Raw genomic sequence first — 19069 nt, 5'->3', positions numbered from 1 at the left:
TCGCAGAGCAGGCCAGCCCCCCGCAAGGGGCTGACAGCAGGGGCATTACTCTGACAGGCGCCTGTTGCGCCGCGACAGCATCACCGAGCCTGCCACCGATCCGGCGATCAGCACCCAGAGCAGCATGGCAATCCAGCTTTTGGTGAAAAAGATCGTCACATCGCCAAAACTCTCCAGCGATTTCACAAAGTAGATCTCGGCCGAGGGGCCCAGAATGAAGCCGATGATGAACGGGGCCACTTCCAGCCGCAGTTTCACCGCGAGCCAGCCGAAAAGACCAAAGATCAGCAGCGTCCAGACGTCAAAGATGATGCCGTAATTGATCGTATAGGCGCCGATGACGCACATCATCAGGATGACGGGGTAAAGGATGTGCTTGGGGATCGCCACGACGAGGGCGAAATAGCGGATGGCCACATACATCATGCCGAACATGGCGATATTGGCGATCAGCATTGCCACGATCATCGCATTCCAGGTCTCGGGATTGTTGCCGATGAAGAGCGGCCCGACCTGCACGCCCTGCAGCGCGAAGGCCCCGATCAAGAGCGCGGTGGTGCTGTCGCCCGGGATGCCCAGCGACAAGAGCGGCACCAGCGCGCCACCGGTCAGCCCGTTATTGCCGGATTCCGAGGCGATGATGCCCGCAGGCTCGCCCTTGCCAAAGGTCTCGGGATGCGACGAGCTGGCCTTGGCGGCGGTGTAGCTGAGGATCGAGGCGGCAGAGCCGCCGACGCCCGGCAGAATGCCGACAAAGGTGCCGATGGAGGAGGAGCGGATCAGGTTGACGATCTGGCCCTTGAACACGCCGAACGAGAACCGCGCCTTCGCGCCCACTTTCAGATCCGACAGCTTTTGCCCCTTGGGCATGCCCCTTTCCACCTCTTCGAGAATGGCGGTCAGGCCAAAGAGGCCGATCAACACCGGCAGCAGCGAAAAGCCGGATTCCAGCCAGTATTCCGTGCCCGGCGGGATCAGGCGAAAGGCGCCATTGCCGCCGTTGGTGGTGTCATAGACGCCGATCAGCGAGATGAAGATGCCGAGAAAGCCCGAGAAGATCCCCAGCAGCATGTCCGAACTCAGCGCCGCCATCACGGTGAGGGCGAAGAGGATGACCAGAAATTTCTCGACATAGGAGAATTTGATCGCGAAATCGGCCAGCGTCGGGGTGAAGAGATAGAGGGCGGCGAGCGAGATGATGCCGCCGACGAAAGAGCTGATGATGCCGATGCGCAGGGCCTTTTCGCCCTCGCCACGTTGCGCCATCGGATGGCCGTCAAAGCAGGTGGTGATCGAGGAGGGCGTGCCGGGGATGCCCAGCAGAATGGCGGGCACGAGGCCGCCGGAGATGCCCCCCACGTAGAGGCCGAGCAGGAGGGCGAGGCCGTTGTTGAGGCCGAGCGAATAGGTCAGCGGCAGACAAACGGCGACGGCCATGGTCGCGGTCATGCCGGGGATGGCGCCGAAGATGATCCCGACAAAGGTGCCAGCACAGATCAACAGGACGAAAAGAGGGGTGATGAACCCAAGGATTTCCATGGCGGCCTCGCTCAGGGCAGGGTGAGGAAAAAGATTGACGAGAACAGCCACCAGACGGTGGTGGGCGCGATCACGGCGATGAGGGCCAGCGCCGCGAGGCCACGCGGGCTGCGGTCATGCGCGAAAATGGCGCCCGAGAGGAAGACGAAGGGGATCGAGCAGATCAGAAAGCCCAGCCCGGTGTTCGGCCAGACATTGCCAATCGGCTCCATCGCGGAAAAATAGACGATGGTCAGCGCCAGTGTGCCCAGAAAGCGCGGCTTGTCCATTTCGGCAAAGGTGCGGGCCCACATCTTGCCGGATCCGGCGATGGCACCACGCCGGGTCAGCGCGATGGCAATGCCGAGGAACAGCAGGATGGTGCCGATCAGCTTGGGAAAGATTAGGTGGGAGGTCGAGAAATCAATGGTGACGTGGGTCAGGCTGCCCATCATGCGCTCCTGTCAGGGTCGGGGTGGGGGCGGCGCTGCGGCCACCCCCCGCGGGGCTCAGTTGCCCTTGAGCGTGGCGATGATGCCCGCGTATTCACCGTTCTTCTTCTCCAGATGCGCGGCGGCATCGGCGCGCAGGCGCAAGTCGGGGGTGAAGAACGCCTCGAGCTGGCGTTTCTGGATGTCGCCCGCGTCATAAAGCGCGGTCAGCGCGGCATCGATCGCATCCATCTGTGCCGGGGCCATGTCCTTGTTGTAGATCAGGAAAAACTCCTTATCGAAAACAAAGTCCTTGCTGGCATCAAACGGCACCGAGGTTTTGGGCGAGGTGTAATCCAGAAGCATCTCGCGGGTCGTCGCGCCAATGCCCGCTTCAGGGGCCTGTTGCAGCGCCTCGGGGCTGGAGGTCAGCCAGATGAAGCGCATGGATTTCTGATCGCTGGCGTCGAGCTGGGTGAACTGCTCATTGGCCTGGATCGAGCCGTTGATCACATCTGCCAGCCCGTCGAACAGCGCCTGGTTCTTGTCCGATTGCGAGCCGGTGTTGACCGCCACCAGATTGGCCTCGGAGCCGGGCGCACGCAGGCGGGCGGCGTTCTTCATCGCGGTGAAGCCGATCTCCGAGACGCCCCCGGGTTGGATCGCCACGCGGACCTTGGTGCCCGCCGCGGCGGCCGCCAGAATGTCTTCCATGGTCTGATAGGGCGAGTTTTTCGGGACCAGATAGGCATTGGCCGGGTTGATGGCGATGGTCGGCCCCACGGCGAATTCGGTGAAAATGTCCGACGAGCCCTGCACCCCGTAGAGGTTTTGCAGGAAGGCCTGATCGTGGAACAGCATGATCGTGGTGCCACGGCTGTCGCGCGCCAGCGCCTTGAGGCCCTCTGACGGACCCACCGCATCCACTTTGATGTTCACGCCCAGCTGCGCCGAGAGGGCGTCAGCCAGAATCGCGGCATTCTGGTAAGTATCGCCACCGGTCGAATTCGAACCGATCACCATGCGGATGTTGCGCGGCAGGTCCTGTGCGGTGGCGGCAAGCGGCGCCAGCAACATGCCAGCTGCGGCCGTGGCGAGAATCGTTCTGCGGGTGAGTTTCATAGAGGCCTCCCTGATACCGCATCGCTGCGGCGGCTGTGGTGATCGGCTGCCTGCTCCATCAGCCAGACGATCAATGTGATGCGGTAATGTATTCGCATACATTGAAATGCAACACCGGGGATTGCCCTGTCAACTTGGAATCTTTCCGCACGCAAAATAAGGCGTTTTTCTTCGATTTCTGATTGACACCCAAAAATGTATGCGAATACATCAACGGGTAAAGGCGCCGGGCGACGGCGCAGAATGATCTGGAGAACCCCCTGCAATGACCGGCGTCCCGCGCAAAACATCTGAGTCCCTACGCTCCTCGCGCTGGTTCGCGCCGGACGATCTCCGCAGCTTCGGACACCGCTCGCGGATGATGCAGCTGGGCTATTCCGAAGAGGATTTTCTGGGCCGTCCGATCATTGGCATTCTGAACACCTGGTCGGATCTGAACTCGTGCCACGCGCACTTCCGCGACCGGGTCGTCGATGTGAAGCGCGGGATTGCGCAGGCGGGCGGGCTCGGGGTCGAGCTGCCAGCGCTGTCGGTGGATGAGAGCTTCAACAAGCCGACCTCGATGCTCTACCGCAACATGCTGGCGATGGAGACCGAAGAGCAGATCCGCGCGCATCCGCTGGATGGTGTGGTGCTGATGGGCGGCTGTGACAAGACCACGCCGGGCCTTGTGATGGGAGCGATCACGGCGGGGGTGCCGATGATTTTCCTGCCCGCCGGACCGATGCTGCGCGGCAATTATGCGGGCAAACCGCTCGGGTCTGGCTCGGACGCCTGGAAATACTGGGACGAGCGGCGCGCGGGCAATGTCTCGGACGCGGAATGGCTGGGCCTGCAGGGCGGCATTGCCCGCTCGGCCGGGGTCTGCATGACGATGGGCACCGCCTCGACGATGACGGCGATTGCCGATGCGATGGGGCTGACCCTGTCGGGGGCATCCTCGATCCCGGCGGTGGATTCGGGCCATCAGCGGATGGCGGCGGATTGCGGGCGGCGGATTGTCGAGATGGTCTGGGAAGACCTGACCCCCGCCAAGGTGGTGACCGAGGCTTCGGTGCGCAATGCGGCCATCGTGGCAATGGCGACCGGCTGTTCAACCAATGCGGTGGTGCATCTGATCGCCATGGCCCGCCGCGCCGGGGTGGATCTGACGCTGGATGATCTGGACGCTTTGGGGCGCGAGACGCCGCTGATCGCCAATGTCCGGCCCTCGGGCAAAGACTATCTGATGGAGGATTTCTACTATGCGGGCGGTCTGCGGGCGCTGATGAAACAGCTGGAGGCGCGGCTGGATTGCACGGCGCTGACGGTGACCGGCAAGTCGATCGGGGAAAATCTGGAAGGGGCGCAGGTGTACAACGACGATGTGATCCGCCCGCTGTCGAACCCGGTCTACCACGAAGGCTCGCTGGCGGTTCTGCGCGGCAATCTTTGCCCCGATGGCGCGGTGATCAAACCCGCCGCCTGCGATCCGAAATACCATGTGCATGAAGGACCGGCGCTGGTCTTTGACAGCTACCCCGAGATGAAAAAGGCGGTGGATGACGAGGATCTGGAGGTCACCCCCGATACGGTGATGGTGCTGCGCAATGCGGGCCCCCTGGGCGGCCCGGGTTTCCCGGAATGGGGGATGCTGCCGATCCCGAAGGCGCTGATCAAGCAGGGCCACCGCGACATGCTGCGGATTTCGGACGCGCGGATGTCGGGCACTTCCTATGGCGCCTGCGTCCTGCATGTGGCGCCTGAGAGTTTTATCGGCGGGCCGCTGGCCTTGCTGAAAACCGGCGACCTTGTCCGCCTCGATCTGCCGAACCGGCGGCTTGACATGCTGGTGGATGACGCCGAGATCGCCGCCCGCCGCGCCGCCTGGGTGGCACCCGCGCCGCGCTATGAACGGGGCTGGGGCTATATGTTCTCGCGCCATGTGACCCAGGCCGACAAGGGTTGCGACTTTGACTATCTCGAACGCGACTTCGGCCAGGCCGCGGGCGAGCCGGACATTTATTAAGGAGAGCGGGACATGACCCTTACCCTCGATCAGGCGCTGACCGGCATTTCCGGCATCCTTGTCACCCCCTATGACGCTGCGGGCGAGATTGCGCCCGCCAAGCTGCAACCAATCATCGACCGCGCCCTCGGGGCGGGGCTCCACATGCCGGTGGTGAACGGCAATACCGGCGAGTTTTACGCGCTGACGACCGATGAGGCCTGCGTGATGATCCGCGAAGTGGTGGACATGGTCGATGGCCGCGCGCCGGTGCTGGGCGGCGTGGGGCGGGGCATCCGCGATGCCTGCCGTCTGGCGCGCGCCAGTGCCGAGGCGGGCGCCACCGCGCTGATGGTGCATCAGCCGCCCGATCCCTTTGTCGCGCCGCGCGGCGTGGTGGACTACCTCAATGCCGTGGCGGATGCCTCGGGCGGGCTGCCGATGATGCTCTATCTGCGCAATGATGCGATTGGGACGCGGGCGATTGCCGATCTCTGCGCGGTGCCGGGCGTCAAGGGCGTGAAATGGGCGACGCCGAACCCGTTGAAACTGGCCGAAGCCAAAGCCGCCTGCGCGCCGGAGATTGTCTGGGTGGGGGGCTTGGCCGAGGTTTGGGCACCCGCCCTCTATGCGGTGGGCGCGCGGGGCTTTACCTCCGGGCTGATCAACGTCTGGCCGGAACGCTCGCTGGCGATCCATGCGGCGCTGGAGGCTAGCGATTACACCGGCGCCAATGCGCTGATCGAGGGGATGAAAGCCTTTGAGGACATCCGTGCCGAAGAGATGAACGGCACCAATGTCACCGGCGTCAAAGCGGCGCTGATGGCACTGGGGCGCGATTGCGGGCCGACGCGGCCGCCCTCGGCCTGGCCGCTGACGCCTGCGCAACAGGACAAGCTGGGGGCATTCATTGCCGCCAACGGGCTGCGCTGAGGGATGGCCCCCTCCATCATCATCACCGGCGCCTCGGGCGGGATCGGGCGCGCCACGGCGCGGGCTTTTCTCAAGGCGGGCTGGCAGGTTGGCTTGCTGGGGCGGCGCGAAGAGGCGCTGATCGACAGCGCCGAGGGTGCGCCGGGCGCGCTGATCCTGCCCTGCGATGTGACGCAGGAGGCCGAGGTTGAGGCGGCCTTCGACCGGGCGATGAAAGCCTGGGGGCGGATTGATGCGCTGTTCAACAATGCGGGCCAGGGGCTGAAATCGGTGCTGATCGACGAGATGACCCTCGCCGATTGGCGGCGGGTGACGGATGTCAACATCACCGGCATGTTCCTGTGTGCCCGCGCCGCCTTTGCGCGGATGCGGCGGCAAGCGCCGCAGGGCGGCCGGATCATCAACAATGGCTCGATTTCGGCGCATGTGCCGCGGCCCGGCTCCATCGCCTATACCGCCTCGAAACATGCGGTCACCGGCATGACGCGGACCCTCTCGCTGGACGGGCGGCCCTTTGGCATTGCCTGCGGGCAGATCGACATCGGCAATGCGCTGACCGAGATGTCGCAGGGCCAGACCCGCGGCGTGCCGCAGGCGGATGGCAGCATACGCCCCGAGCCGATGATGAATGCCGAGCATGTGGCACAGGCGGTGGTGAACATGGCCAGCCTGCCAGCCGAAGCCAATGTGCAATTCATGACGCTGATGGCCTCCTCCATGCCCTATATCGGGCGCGGCTGATGACGGAAGTTTAGGAAAAACAATGGGATACACACCGCACGGCAAACATCTGATCGCAGGCGAATGGATCGGCGGCGATCAGCATTTCCGCTCGGAACCGGCGCAGGGGCCGGCGCATGATTTTGCCGTGGGCACGGTGGATCTGGTGGACCGCGCCTGCGAGGCGGCAGAGGCGGCGTTTTGGGATTATGGCTACGCTTCCCGCGAGACCCGCGCGGCGTTTCTGACCGCGATCGCCGAGGAAATCGAGACCCGCGCCGCCGAGATCACCGAGATCGGCACGCAGGAAACCGGCCTGCCGGAAGCGCGGCTGAACGGAGAGCGGGGCCGCACCACCGGCCAGTTGCGCCTTTTCGCGCAGCATATCCTCGACGGGGCCTATCTCGACCGGCGGACCGATGCGGCGCTGCCCGACCGGCAGCCCGCGCCGCGCCCGGAAATCCGGCTGATGCAGCGGCCGGTGGGGCCGGTGGCGGTGTTTGGCGCCTCCAATTTTCCGCTGGCCTTTTCCACGGCGGGTGGCGACACGGCCGCGGCGCTGGCGGCGGGCTGTCCGGTCGTGGTCAAGGGCCATTCGGCGCATCCCGGCACCGGCGAGATTGTGGCCGAGGCGATTGAGGCCGCGCGACGCCGCTGCGGCCTGCATCCCGGCGTGTTCAGTCTGATCCAGGGCGGTCGCCGCGATGTGGGCACCGCGCTGGTCACGCATCCGCGGATCAAGGCGGTGGGCTTCACCGGCTCGCTCGCCGGGGGGCGGGCGCTTTTTGATCTTTGTGCCGCGCGACCCGACCCGATCCCGTTCTTTGGCGAGTTGGGTTCGGTCAATCCGATGTTTCTCTTGCCCGAGGCTGTGGCAGCGCGCGGGGCCGAAATTGGCCGGGGCTGGGCGGGCAGTCTGGCGATGGGGGCGGGGCAGTTCTGCACCAATCCGGGAATTGCGGTGGTGCTGGCGGCACAGGCCGGAGCCGTGCTGGCGGCGGCGCAGGAGGCGCTTTCTGCCGTGGGGGCGCAGGTGATGCTCACGCCGGGGATCGCGGCGGCCTATCGTGCGGGCCATGACCGGATCGCCGCCCTGCCACAGGTGGAGGCGCGGCTTGCGGGGCACTGCGAGGCGCGGTCCGTGATCCCGGCGCTCTTTGCGGTGAAGGCATCGGATTGGCTGCAAAATCATCAGCTTGCCGAAGAGGTTTTCGGCCCGCTTGGCCTGTTGGTCACCGTCGAAAGCCCGGAGGAGATGCTGGAGATTGCCCGCAGTTTTGCGGGCCAGCTGACCGCGACCCTGCATCTGGATGCGGGCGATACCGCCTTGGCGCGGCAATTGCTGCCCATCCTTGAGCGGATGGCGGGGCGTGTCCTGGCCAACGGCTTTCCGACCGGGGTCGAGGTCTGTGACGCGATGGTGCATGGCGGCCCCTATCCGGCCAGCACGAATTTTGGCGCAACCTCGGTCGGCACGTTGTCGATCCGGCGGTTCCTGCGCCCGGTGAGCTATCAAAACCTGCCGCAGTCCGTACTGCCTGCAGATCTGGCATGAGGGAGAAGACGATGAATCCAACCACCCGTGAGGCGCTGATGGGCGTTTCGGTCGCCACTTTGGCCACGGCGCTTTACAAGCGCGGGCTGCGCAATCAGGTGATCCAGGGGGTGAACCCCCTCGGTTTCAAAGGCCGCAACATGGTCGGCCCGGCCTACACGCTCCGCTACATCCCGGCGCGTGAGGATCGCAACCAGTTAGTGGAGTTCCGCAACCCCGCGCATCCGCAGCGCGTGGCGGTAGAAAGCTGCCCCGAGGGACATGTGCTGGTGATGGACAGCCGCAAGGATGCGCGGGCGGCCTCGGCAGGAGACATTCTGGTGACGCGTCTGCAGATGCGCGGCGTTGCGGGCGTGGTGACCGATGGCGGTTTTCGCGATGCGGCGGTGATTGGGGCGCTGGAGATCCCCGCCTATCACAGCCGCCCCTCCAGCCCGACCAATCTGACGCTGCACGAAGCCTATGATCTGAATGTGCCGATTGGCTGCGGCGATGTCGCGGTTTTTCCCGGCGATGTGGTGGTGGGTGACGCCGATTGCGTGATCGTGATCCCCGCCGAGATTGCCGATGAGGTGACGGCAGAGGCGGTCGAGATGACCGTCTATGAGGATTTTGTGGTGGAAAAGGTCAAATCCGGCACGCCGGTGATCGGGCTCTATCCGCAGACCAAGCCGGAATTTGCCGCGGAATTTGCCGCCTGGCGGCAGGCTCAGGGGCGCTGAAAGCCGGGGGCGCGCGTGGCGACGGGCTCCCTTATTCCTTCGGGCGGGGCAGGATGTGGGGGGTCAGTTCTGCGCGGATCAGCTCCGCCACATCGCGCAACAGCGGCTCGGGCTGGTTCGGGCGCAACGCCAAGTAGAGGTCAGAATGCAGATCATCCGCAGGCAGATCGATATCGCGCATCACGGTGTTGGCCATGGCGATGCGGCCATTCGAGCGCGGCACCAGGGCCACGCCAAAGCCCTCATTGACGAGGGCCATCACCGTATGGCTCTGGGCAACCGCATAAAGGGTGTTGGGCGAGATGCCGCGCGCGCTCAGGAAACCCTCGACCACTTCGGCCAAGAACCCTCCGCGCTCTTTGGAATATCCAATGAAGTCAATTTCGTGCAGGTCATCAAGGGTGATTTTGCGCTGCGCGAGCAGCGGATGGTTGCGCGGTGCCGCAAGGATGAACGGCTCGCTCCAGAGCTTTTCGAGGGGCAGGCCCGGGCTTCGGCGCGGCAGGCGGATGATGCCGAGGTCAAGGCTGCCCGCCTGCAGCATCTCAATCCCTTCGGCGGTCATCACTTCGCACAGGGTCACCGTCACATCGGGCATCCGGTCGCGCAGCCGCCGCGTGATCTGCGGAATGACCTCGATGCAGGCAGAGGGGACAAAACCGATCTTGATTTCGCCCGCTTTGCCCCGCGCCGCCTGCCGCACGGCCAGCATCGCGGTTTCGGTGCGGGTCAGAATGTCGGTGGCCTCCAGCAGCAACCGGCGGCCCGCCGGGGTCAGGCGAATGGCGCGGTTGGTCCGGTCGAAAAGCTGGGTGCCCAGCGTGTGTTCCAAAAGCGCAATCTGCCGCGACAGCGGTGGCTGGGTGATGTTCAGCCGCAGCGCGGCGCGACGAAAGGACAGCTCTTCGGCGACCACCACGAAATGGCGCAACTGGTTCAGTTCGATCGTGTGGCGGCTCATGTCATTTCCTCCGTTCGATTCTGGGGGCAGGCGTGATTCCGGATCGTCTATACTTGTTCTGTTTTTCAGAATTTGACAGATAAGTCCAGATATAATTAATATTATATAAACAAAAACAATGGCTTACGGAATAATAACAAGTTATTTACAAAATTACAAAAATCGGCAAGCCTGAAGGGGCGAGCGCGGAACCTGGGGAGGGGAAGAATGCACGGCAGCAGGGCGATGATGGGCGTTGCCATCATGACGATGGTTGCCATCGGGGGGGCTGTTGACAGCGCCATCGTGCGGCTGCTGGCGGGCGAGATTCATCCTTTCATGATCGGTTTCACGCGGGTTGCCTTTGGCCTGATCGCCATGCTGCCGCTGATCGTGCGGCGGCCGCAGATGTTGCGGACGCAGGCGCGCGGGGCGCATCTCTTGCGCGCGGTGCTGAAACTGGGCTCGCTGATCGCGGGCTTTGCCGCGATGCAGGCGGCGCCTCTCGCGACGGTGACGGCGATCGGGTTCGCCGCGCCTTTGTTCGTGACGCTGGGGGCCTGGGCGCTGTTGTCCGAACGGCCGGGGCCGCTGCGGCTGACCGGGCTTTTGCTCGGCTTCATCGGGATTGTCGTGATCCTGGCACCGGCTCTGGGCCTGGGCGAAGAGCGGGCGCTGGCCTTCGCGCTGTTGGCGGCGGCACTCACCGCGGCGATTCAACTGATGCTGAAAGTCATGGGGCGCAGCGACAGCGCCGAGACCTTGGTGGCGTGGAATCTGATCGTTTCGGTGCCGGTTGCCGCCGTGCCCGCCGCCTTTTTCTGGACGTCACCGAGTGGCGAACAATGGGGCCTTCTGGCGCTGCAAGGCGTGATCGGCACCTTTTCGCAACTGGGGGTGACGCGGGCGTTCCAATTGGCCGATGCCAGCCTCGTGGCGCCGGTGGATTTCCTGCGCCTCCCCTGTGTCGCGGCGCTGGCCTGGCTCGCTTTTGCGCAGGTGCCGCCGCTGACCACCTGGATCGGTGCCTCGCTGATTTTCGTTGCCATCATCGTCATGGCCGCCTCCGCGCGGGCACGACCTGCCTTGGAGGTTTTGTGATACCCGGGAGGGTGCGAGTGATAGCGAGATTGGATCAATGGGGCACAGATACGTGTCGACGGACCCTGCGATCCCCGTAAAATCAATGTTGACCCGAGGAGCGGCGCGCAGGCGCTGGGGGTCCACAAGATGCTCGGCGTGCGACGGCGGCCGCTGAGACCACAACAAATGCCGTGTGTTTAGGGAGGAAATACAATGAATTATCGGACGGGCCTGCTTTGCGGGGCGGCTTTGCTTACCCTGTCGGTTCCCGCTTTCGCCGCGGATACGGACATCATCATCGCGCTGAATGAAGAGCTGGAGACGGTCGAGCCCTGCATGACCTCGCAGTCCAATATCGGCCGCGTGTTGCTGCAAAACGTCTCGGAAACCCTGACCGAGCTGAACACCGAGGACGGCAAGCTGATGCCGCGTCTGGCGGAAAGCTGGGAGGATATGGGCAACGGCACCTGGCGTTTTCACCTGCGCCCGGGCGTGACCTTCTCGGATGGGACCGCCTTTGATGCCGCCGACGTCGTGCATTCGATCGAGCGGACCACCTCGGACCAGCTGAGCTGCGAGATCGGGGCGAAATTCTTTGGCGGCATGAAGCTGACCACCAATGTGGTGGATGACACCACGGTTGAGATCACCTCGGATCCGGCGCAGCCGATCCTGCCCTTGTTGTTCTCGACGATGACGATGGTGCCGTCGGAAACCCCGATGGAATTCACCCGCAATCCGGTGGGCACCGGCCCCTATGTGCTGGCGGAATGGAATGCGGGACAGAACATCATTCTCAAGCGCCGCGATGGCTATTGGGGCGAACAGCCGGCGGTGACGCAAGCCACCTATGTGTTCCGCTCGGATGATGCGGTGCGGGCTGCGATGGTGGCGGCGGGCGAGGCGGATATCGTGCCGCTGATCAGCCAGAATGACGCCAGCAATCCGAAAACCGACTTCTCCTATCCGAATTCGGAAACCACCTATCTGCGGATCGACAGCAGCATTGCGCCGCTGAATGACATCCGTATCCGGCAGGCGCTGAACATGGCGGTGGACCGCGCGGCCTTCCTCGGGACGCTGATCCCGGCGGATGCGAGCATCGCCACCCATATGACGCCGCCCACCGCACTGGGTGCCGATGTCGATCTGGGCGTGCCGCCCTTTGACGTCGAGGCCGCGAAAAAGCTGGTGGCCGAGGCCAAGGCCGATGGCGTGCCGGTGGATCAGGAGATCCTGCTGATCGGGCGTCTGGGCAACTACCCGAATGTGACCGAGGTGATGGAAGCCCTGCAGCAGATGTTCTCGGAAACCGGGCTGAATGTGAAGCTGGAGATGAAGGAAGTCGCGGAATGGGTGAAATACTATTCCAAACCCTTCGCGGCCGGTGAACAGCCCGCCATGGTTGCGGCGATGCATGACAACAACCGCGGCGATCCGGTTTTCTCGATGTATTTCAAATATGCCTGTGACGGTCTGCAATCGGGCATCTGCGATGAAGAGCTGAACAAGGATATCGCGGTCGCCACCGAGACGGCGGGTGACGGGCGTGCCGAGGCCTGGCGCAAGGTCTTCCAGCGGGCGCATGACCTCTCGGCGGATGTGTTCTTGTTCCACATGGTCGGTTTCAGCCGCGTGTCCGAGCGGCTGGACTTCACGCCCACCATCGCGACGAACTCTGAGCTGCAACTCGCGCAGATCAAGTTCAAGTAATCTGATGCGGGGGGCGCGGTGCGCGTGCCCCCCGCTGCCCCCTTCAGATACGGGCCAGCCATGAAACATTTTCTTGCGAAACGGGCGGTGTCGAGCGCGATCTCGCTGCTCTTGCTGATCGTTGCCGTCTTCTTCCTGTCGCGCCTGACCGGGGATCCGACGGATCTGTACCTGCCGATTGATGCCAGCCAGGAGGCCCGGGACAATTTCCGCGCGCTGCATGGGCTGAACGATCCGCTGATCACCCAGTTCGGGCGCTATGTGCTGGACCTGCTCCGGCTTGATTTCGGCGATTCAATCCGGCGCGCGCAACCGGCGCTGGGTGTCGTGGTGCAGGCCTTTGGCTGGACGCTGCAATTGGCGGCGATCACCATGCTGATCGTCACCGTCGGCGCCATCGTGCTTGGCTCGCTCGCGGCGTTTCGCGTGGGCGGGGTGTTTGACCGCATCGCCACCTTCTGCTCGCTGATCGGGGCGGCGGCACCGGATTTCTGGATTGCCATCGTCGCCATCGTGGTGTTTTCGCTGGGCTTTGGGCTGGTGCCCACCTCAGGCACCGGCACGGCCCTGCATTGGGTGCTGCCGGTGGCGGTGCTCTCGATCCGCCCCTTCGGACTGATCCTGCAGGTGGTGCGCGGCTCGATGATCAACGCGCTCGGCTCGGCCTATGTGAAAACCGCCCGCGCCAAGGGCGTCGCGCCGCGCGCGATGATCTTTGTGCATGCGTTGCGCAATGCGATGCTGCCGGTGATCACCGTCATCGGCGATCAGGCGGCGGGCATGCTGAACGGCGCCGTGGTGGTCGAGACGATCTTTGGTTTTCCCGGCGTGGGCAAGCTGATGATCGACAGCATCCTGCAGCGGGATTTCACCGTGGTGCTGGCCGCGATCATGGTCACCGCTTTCGCGATCTTCCTGATGAACATCCTGATCGACCTCGCCTATGCGGCGCTCGATCCCCGTATCCGGTATTGAAATGACCATGACCGAAACTCACACCCTTCCCAAGGACGCCCCCGAGCCCGGCTTTTTCAAGCAAAGCCTGAAGCTGCTCTGGGCGGACAAGCCCGCCTTTTTCGCGGCTCTCTTTCTGATCGTGGTGGTGGTCTGCGCGCTCGTCGGCCCGCATCTTCTGGATGCGGTGGCCACCAAGCAAAACCTGCGCGGCCGCAATGCGCCGCCGTTTGATTGGTCGCAGGGGCTGATGATGATCCTCGGCGGCGATCAGCTGGGCCGGCCCTTGCTGGCCCGTCTGATCGTGGCGGCCAGCAATACGCTGGCGGTGGCGGCGGGGGCGGTGCTGGCCTCGGCGCTGATCGGCACCACGCTGGGCCTGATCGCGGGCTATTCCCGCGGCCGTCTGGGCGAGGCGATCCCGCGGCTGGCGGATGTGATCATGTCCTTTCCCTCGCTCCTGCTCGCCGTCATCGTGCTTTATATGCTGGAGCCGTCGGTCACCAACCTGATCTTGGTGCTGGCGATCACCCGGATCCCTGTCTATCTGCGCACCACCCGCGCCGAAGTGCTGGAAATGCGCGAGCGGATGTTCGTGCAGGCCGCGCAGGTGATGGGGGCCAGCAGTGGCCGGATCATTGCGCGCCACATCATGCCGATGATCCTGCCCACCATCCTGACCATTGCGACGCTGGATTTCAGTTTTGTCATGCTGGCGGAAAGCTCGCTCTCGTTCCTCGGGATCGGCATCCAGCCGCCCGAAATCACCTGGGGCCTGATGGTGAGCCAGGGGCGGCCCTATCTGACCAACGCTTGGTGGCTGAGCTTCTGGCCGGGTCTGGCAATCATTCTGACCACGCTCTCGCTCAATCTCTTGTCGAACTGGCTGCGGGTGGCATTGGACCCGACCCAGCGCTGGCGTCTGGAAATGGGAGGCAAGAAACATGTCTGAGCCCTTGCTCGAAGTCCGCGACCTGTCGGTCACCTTTCACACCGCGCGCGGGCCGGTGCAGGCGGTGCGCCATGTCAGCTGGTCGATCAACCGCGGCGAGGTGCTGGCGATCCTGGGCGAATCCGGGTCGGGGAAGTCGGTTTCGGCCTCGGCGGTGATGGATCTGATCGATTGCCCGCCGGGCGAAATCACCAATGGCGCGATCCTGTTCGAGGGGCGCGATCTGCTGAAGATGAGCGCCTCTGAGCGGCGCGCCATCAATGGCAAGCGGATTGCGATGATCTTTCAGGATCCGCTGAGTCATCTGAACCCGGTCTACACCGTCGGCTGGCAGATTGAGGAGGCGCTGGTGGTGCATGGCGCCACGCGCGCCGATGCCCAACGTGAAACGCTGTCCTTGCTGGAAAAGGTCGGCATTCAGGATGTGGCGGCGGCGGCGCAGAAATATCCGCATCAGTTCTCGGGCGGGCAGCGGCAACGGCTGATGATCGCCATGGCGCTGGCGCTGCGGCCCGATGTGCTGATCGCCGATGAGCCGACCACGGCGCTCGATGTCACCGTGCAGGCGCAGATCCTGGCCCTTCTGGAGCAATTGCAGCGCGAGACGGGAATGGCCTTGCTGATCATCACCCATGATCTGGGGGTGGTGGCCGAGATTGCGCACCGTGTGGTCGTGATGAATGCCGGTGAGATTGTCGAACAGGGAACGGCGGCCGAGGTCTATGCCCATCCGACGCATCCCTACACGCAACGGCTGATCGGTGCCGCGCCGGGGCGGGGCAAAATGCACGAGGTGCCGGTGCTGACCGATCCGATCCTGCGGATGGAGAATATCAGCAAGAGCTACGGCGCGTTTCAGGCGCTGAAAGGCGTCAGCTTTGATCTCTGCGCCGGGGAAACGCTGGCGATCGTGGGCGAATCCGGATCCGGCAAATCCACCACGGCACGGCTTCTCTTGCGCCTGGAAGAGGCCAGCGGCGGCCGCGCGCTCTATCAGGGCCGCGATCTCTTGACCCTGCCGCCGCAGGAATTGTTCAAGATGCGGCGCGACATTCAGATGGTGTTTCAGGACCCGACACAAAGCCTGAACCCGCGAATGACAGTGTACAGCCTGATTTCCGAGGCTTGGGCGATACATCCCGACATCCTGCCCCGCAACCGCTGGCGGGCGCGGGTGGCGGAACTGCTGGAACAGGTGGGGCTGCGGCCTGAGCACATGCACCGCTATCCGCATCAGTTCAGCGGTGGCCAGCGGCAGCGCATCGCGATTGCGCGGGCCTTGGCGCTCGAACCCCGGGTGATCGTCTGTGACGAGGCGGTCTCGGCGCTGGATGTGCAGGTGCAGGCGCAGGTGATCGAGCTTCTGGACCGGTTGAAGGGCCAGTTCGGGCTGAGTTATATCTTTATCGCGCATGATTTGCCGGTGGTGCGTGATTTTGCCGACCGGGTGATCGTGATGCAGGGGGGGCGGATCGTGGAGCAGGGCCCGGTTCGTCAGATCTTTGAGGCCCCGCGCGAAGACTATACCCGTAATTTGCTGGCCGCCTCGCTGGACCCCGATCCAGAGGTGCAAGCACGCCGCCGCGCCACGCGGCAGGCCGAGGAGATGATGCTATGACCAAACCCGATGTGATGATGCTCTATCCGCAGCGCCCCAAAGCGATGGCGCAGCTGGAGGCGCTCTACACGCTGCACCGCTATGATCTGGCCGGGGACAAGGCCGCCTTTCTGGCCGAACACGGCCCGAAATGCGCCACCATCGTGACCAATGGCCATGCGCATCTGACGCGCGAAATGGTCGAGGCGATGCCCGCGCTGAAACTCGTGGCCTGCTCCTCGGCAGGCTATGAGAGCTTTGATCTGGCGGCGATGGCCGATCATGGGGTGGCGCTGACCAATACATCGGTGGCGCTCAGCGATGATGTGGCGGATCTGGCGATCTTGCTGACGCTGGCCGCGCGGCGGGGGCTGGTGCCGGGCGATGCCTATGTCCGCAGCGGCGATTGGGCACGCAAGGGCATGTTCCCCTTGCAGCGCACCATCAGCGGCAAGCGGCTGGGCATTGTCGGCATGGGCACCATCGGGCAGGCCATCGGCCACCGCGCCGGGGCGATGGGGATGAAGGTCAGCTACTTCAACCGCCGCCCGCGCGATGTGCCCTGGCCTTATCAGCCCGATCTGCTGACGCTCGCGGCCGAGAGTGACACGCTGATCGTCATTGTTGCTGGCGGGGCGGGCACCCGGCATCTGATTGACGCGAAAGTCATGGCGGCGCTGGGGCCGGAGGGTCTTTTGGTCAATGTCTCGCGCGGGTCGGTGGTGGACGAAGAGGCGCTGATCGCGGCGCTGAACTCCGGCGCGCTCGGCCATGCGGCGCTGGATGTCTATGCCTCGGAACCCGACCCCGATCCGCGGCTGACGGCCCTGCCCAACACCACGCATTATCCGCACCATGCCTCGGGCACGGTCGAAACCCGCGATGCGATGGCGCAGCTGGTGGTCGACAATCTGGCGGCCTTTTACGCCGGGGCGCCCCTGCTGACCCCGGTCACCCTGCCCAGCCCGGCGCGGCAGGGGGCCTGAGATGCTGCGGTATTTCGGCTGGGCCTATGCCGTCACCTTCCTCGGCCTCTGCGCGGCCTTCTGGCTGGGATGGAGTGCCACGGGTAGCCTGAGCGGGGGCCTGGGCATGCTGATGATCGGTGCGATCCTCGCGGTGCTGGAGATCAGCCTGTCTTTCGACAATGCCATCGTCAACGCTTCAAAGCTTGAGAAGATGAGCCCGGTCTGGCAGCGGCGCTTTCTGACCTGGGGCATTCTGATCGCGGTCTTCGGGATGCGGGTGCTGTTCCCCCTCGCCGTTGTGGTGATCGCGGCGCGGATCGGGCCTTGGGAGGCGATCCATCTGGCGGTGGCCGAGCCCGCCCGTTACGCGCAGATCATGCAGGATGCGCATCTGTCGATTGCGGCTTTCGGCGGTGCATTCCTGATGATGGTGGCGCTGTCCTGGTTCATCGACGAGGCCAAGGAGGTGGACTGGATCGCCGCGATCGAGCGGCAGATGCGGCGCTGTGGTTCGGTGCGCGGTATGGAAGTGGCGCTGGTTCTGGCGATGATGATGGTGTTTTGCACGCAACTGCCCGACGCAGAACGCGGCCGCTTTCTATTCGCCGCGATCTGGGGGCTGCTGACGTTCCTCGGCGTCGATATTCTGGGGCATGTGCTGGACCGGGCGCAGATGTCCGGCGATGTGGCGCGCGGCGGCCTCGGGGCGTTTCTCTACCTCGAAGTGCTGGATGCCTCGTTCAGCTTTGATGGGGTGATCGGAGCTTTTGCGCTGACGCAGAACCTGTTCCTGATCGCCATCGGTCTCGGCATTGGCGCCATGTATGTCCGCTCGATGACGCTGATGCTGGTCGAGCGCAAGACGCTGGCGGAGTTCCGCTATCTCGAACATGGCGCTTTCTGGTCGATCCTGATCCTGTCTTTCATCATGTTCGCGCAAACCCTCATGCATGTCTCCGAGGTGATCACCGGGCTTTTGGGGGCCGGGTTTATCGCCCTGTCGCTGCTGTCCTCGCTGCACCACCGGCGGCATCCGCACGACGAAGGGTGATCTGACATCACGGCCAGGTGTGCCGGGCCCTTGGCCCGGATCGGAGAGGCACGTCCGCCCCTCGCGCGGGGTGAAACCACGGGAAAGGATCCGGCCATGGAAACCGCCGTTCTGGTCACCGGCAGCAGTTCAGGGATTGGCTATGCCGTGGCGCAGGCGCTGCTGGCCACGGGGCGTCCGGTGATCGGGCTTTCCCGGCGCGCACCGCCGGACATGGGGCCACTTTACCGGCATGTTGCGGTGGATCTGATGGACCCAAAGGCAAGTGCCGACACGCTGGCGGCGGTGCCGCAGATGGCGGAGCAGGCGGGCTGGCGCTTGGGCGCCGTGGTGCATGCGGCGGGGCTGCTGCGCGTTGGCCCGCTCGCGCATTTTGACTTTGACGCGGGCGCACAGATGTGGCGGCTGCATGTCGAAGTCTCGGCCCGGCTGATCTCGGCGCTGGCTCCGGGGTTGCCGGAGGGCGGGCGGATCGTGGTCATCGGCAGCCGGGTGGCGCGCGGGGCACCGGGGCGGGCGCTGTATGCGGCCAGCAAGGCGGCGCTCTCGGGGCTGGTGCGCTCGGTCGCGGCGGAACTGGCACCGCGCGGGATTACGGTGAACATCGTGGCACCGGGGGCGACCGATACCCCCATGCTGCGCGATCCGGCGCGGGCGCGCGAGGCCCCGCGTCTGCCGCCGCTTGGCCGGATGATTGATCCGGCAGAGGTCGCCGCCCTCGTCGGCTTTCTTCTCTCCCCTCCGGCGGGCGCGATCACCGGACAGGAAATTCTCATCTGCGGCGGCGCTTCGCTCTGACCGCATAACCCTCAGGAGCTTGATA

The 19069-nt window shown here is 64.4% G+C and carries 17 protein-coding genes; 13 read left to right on the top strand and 4 right to left on the bottom strand.

Annotated elements, in window-relative coordinates; all coding sequences use genetic code 11:
* Window positions 1–45: 45 nt before the first annotated feature.
* Genes ACEN2S_RS04815 through ACEN2S_RS04805 form a run of 3 tightly spaced genes read right to left on the bottom strand, consistent with a single transcriptional unit; the run spans window position 46 to window position 3071 of the window.
* Window positions 46–1539 carry a tripartite tricarboxylate transporter permease gene (locus ACEN2S_RS04815; protein ID WP_441863103.1) on the bottom strand — a complete coding sequence of 498 codons (1494 nt, stop codon included), beginning with the start codon at window positions 1537–1539 and terminating at the stop codon, window positions 46–48.
* 11 nt (window positions 1540–1550) lie between these two features.
* Complete coding sequence (locus ACEN2S_RS04810; RefSeq protein WP_441863101.1) at window positions 1551–1970, bottom strand: tripartite tricarboxylate transporter TctB family protein; 420 nt, start codon at window positions 1968–1970, stop codon at window positions 1551–1553.
* A gap of 57 nt (window positions 1971–2027) precedes the next feature.
* Complete coding sequence (locus ACEN2S_RS04805) at window positions 2028–3071, bottom strand: hypothetical protein (RefSeq protein WP_441863099.1); 1044 nt, start codon at window positions 3069–3071, stop codon at window positions 2028–2030.
* A gap of 265 nt (window positions 3072–3336) precedes the next feature.
* Here ACEN2S_RS04805 and araD point away from each other — a divergent pair, with 265 nt between their 5' ends.
* Genes araD through ACEN2S_RS04780 form a run of 5 tightly spaced genes read left to right on the top strand, consistent with a single transcriptional unit; the run spans window position 3337 to window position 8988 of the window.
* The gene (gene araD / locus ACEN2S_RS04800; protein WP_441863096.1) at window positions 3337–5079 is read left to right on the top strand and encodes an L-arabinonate dehydratase; all 1743 of its coding nucleotides are present in this window, start codon (window positions 3337–3339) and stop codon (window positions 5077–5079) included.
* Between the two features lie 12 nt (window positions 5080–5091).
* The gene (locus ACEN2S_RS04795) at window positions 5092–5991 is read left to right on the top strand and encodes a dihydrodipicolinate synthase family protein (RefSeq protein ID WP_441863093.1); all 900 of its coding nucleotides are present in this window, start codon (window positions 5092–5094) and stop codon (window positions 5989–5991) included.
* Between the two features lie 3 nt (window positions 5992–5994).
* Window positions 5995–6732, top strand: a complete 738-nt coding sequence (locus ACEN2S_RS04790; RefSeq protein WP_441863091.1) for an SDR family oxidoreductase — start codon at window positions 5995–5997, stop codon at window positions 6730–6732.
* A gap of 22 nt (window positions 6733–6754) precedes the next feature.
* Window positions 6755–8266, top strand: coding sequence for an aldehyde dehydrogenase (NADP(+)) (locus ACEN2S_RS04785; RefSeq protein WP_441863089.1), 1512 nt, complete (start codon window positions 6755–6757; stop codon window positions 8264–8266).
* An 11-nt stretch (window positions 8267–8277) separates the two neighbouring features.
* Complete coding sequence (locus ACEN2S_RS04780; RefSeq protein WP_441863087.1) at window positions 8278–8988, top strand: ribonuclease activity regulator RraA; 711 nt, start codon at window positions 8278–8280, stop codon at window positions 8986–8988.
* A 31-nt stretch (window positions 8989–9019) separates the two neighbouring features.
* Here the strand turns inward: ACEN2S_RS04780 and ACEN2S_RS04775 are convergent, their stop codons facing one another.
* Window positions 9020–9949 carry a LysR family transcriptional regulator gene (locus ACEN2S_RS04775; protein ID WP_441863085.1) on the bottom strand — a complete coding sequence of 310 codons (930 nt, stop codon included), beginning with the start codon at window positions 9947–9949 and terminating at the stop codon, window positions 9020–9022.
* Between the two features lie 207 nt (window positions 9950–10156).
* Here ACEN2S_RS04775 and ACEN2S_RS04770 point away from each other — a divergent pair, with 207 nt between their 5' ends.
* The 8 genes from ACEN2S_RS04770 (at window position 10157) to ACEN2S_RS04735 (ending at window position 19044) form a co-directional block, all read left to right on the top strand.
* A complete protein-coding gene (locus tag ACEN2S_RS04770; protein WP_441863082.1) occupies window positions 10157–11029 on the top strand; it encodes a DMT family transporter in 873 nt (290 codons plus the stop codon).
* 195 nt (window positions 11030–11224) lie between these two features.
* A complete protein-coding gene (locus ACEN2S_RS04765; RefSeq protein ID WP_441863080.1) occupies window positions 11225–12724 on the top strand; it encodes an ABC transporter substrate-binding protein in 1500 nt (499 codons plus the stop codon).
* Window positions 12725–12784: 60 nt separating this feature from the next.
* On the top strand, window positions 12785–13699 hold the full coding sequence (locus tag ACEN2S_RS04760) for an ABC transporter permease (protein ID WP_441863078.1): 915 nt from the start codon (window positions 12785–12787) through the stop codon (window positions 13697–13699).
* A 7-nt stretch (window positions 13700–13706) separates the two neighbouring features.
* Window positions 13707–14630, top strand: a complete 924-nt coding sequence (locus ACEN2S_RS04755) for an ABC transporter permease (protein ID WP_441863076.1) — start codon at window positions 13707–13709, stop codon at window positions 14628–14630.
* Complete coding sequence (locus ACEN2S_RS04750; RefSeq protein ID WP_441863074.1) at window positions 14623–16248, top strand: ABC transporter ATP-binding protein; 1626 nt, start codon at window positions 14623–14625, stop codon at window positions 16246–16248. The genes ACEN2S_RS04755 and ACEN2S_RS04750 overlap by 8 nt, the downstream gene beginning before the upstream one ends.
* The gene (locus ACEN2S_RS04745) at window positions 16245–17213 is read left to right on the top strand and encodes a 2-hydroxyacid dehydrogenase (protein ID WP_441863071.1); all 969 of its coding nucleotides are present in this window, start codon (window positions 16245–16247) and stop codon (window positions 17211–17213) included. Before ACEN2S_RS04750 ends, ACEN2S_RS04745 begins: the two co-directional genes overlap by 4 nt.
* Before the next feature lies 1 nt (window position 17214).
* Window positions 17215–18246: a DUF475 domain-containing protein gene (locus tag ACEN2S_RS04740; protein WP_441863068.1), complete on the top strand. Its 1032-nt coding sequence runs from the start codon at window positions 17215–17217 to the stop codon at window positions 18244–18246.
* A gap of 96 nt (window positions 18247–18342) precedes the next feature.
* Complete coding sequence (locus ACEN2S_RS04735; RefSeq protein WP_441863065.1) at window positions 18343–19044, top strand: SDR family NAD(P)-dependent oxidoreductase; 702 nt, start codon at window positions 18343–18345, stop codon at window positions 19042–19044.
* Window positions 19045–19069 lie beyond the last annotated feature (25 nt).

The sequence above is a fragment of the Phaeovulum sp. W22_SRMD_FR3 genome (assembly GCF_052113705.1).
Lineage (GTDB): Bacteria > Pseudomonadota > Alphaproteobacteria > Rhodobacterales > Rhodobacteraceae > JBGQOG01.
Note: the sequence above shows the minus strand (reverse complement) of the source record. Positions and strands in the feature narration are given on the sequence as shown.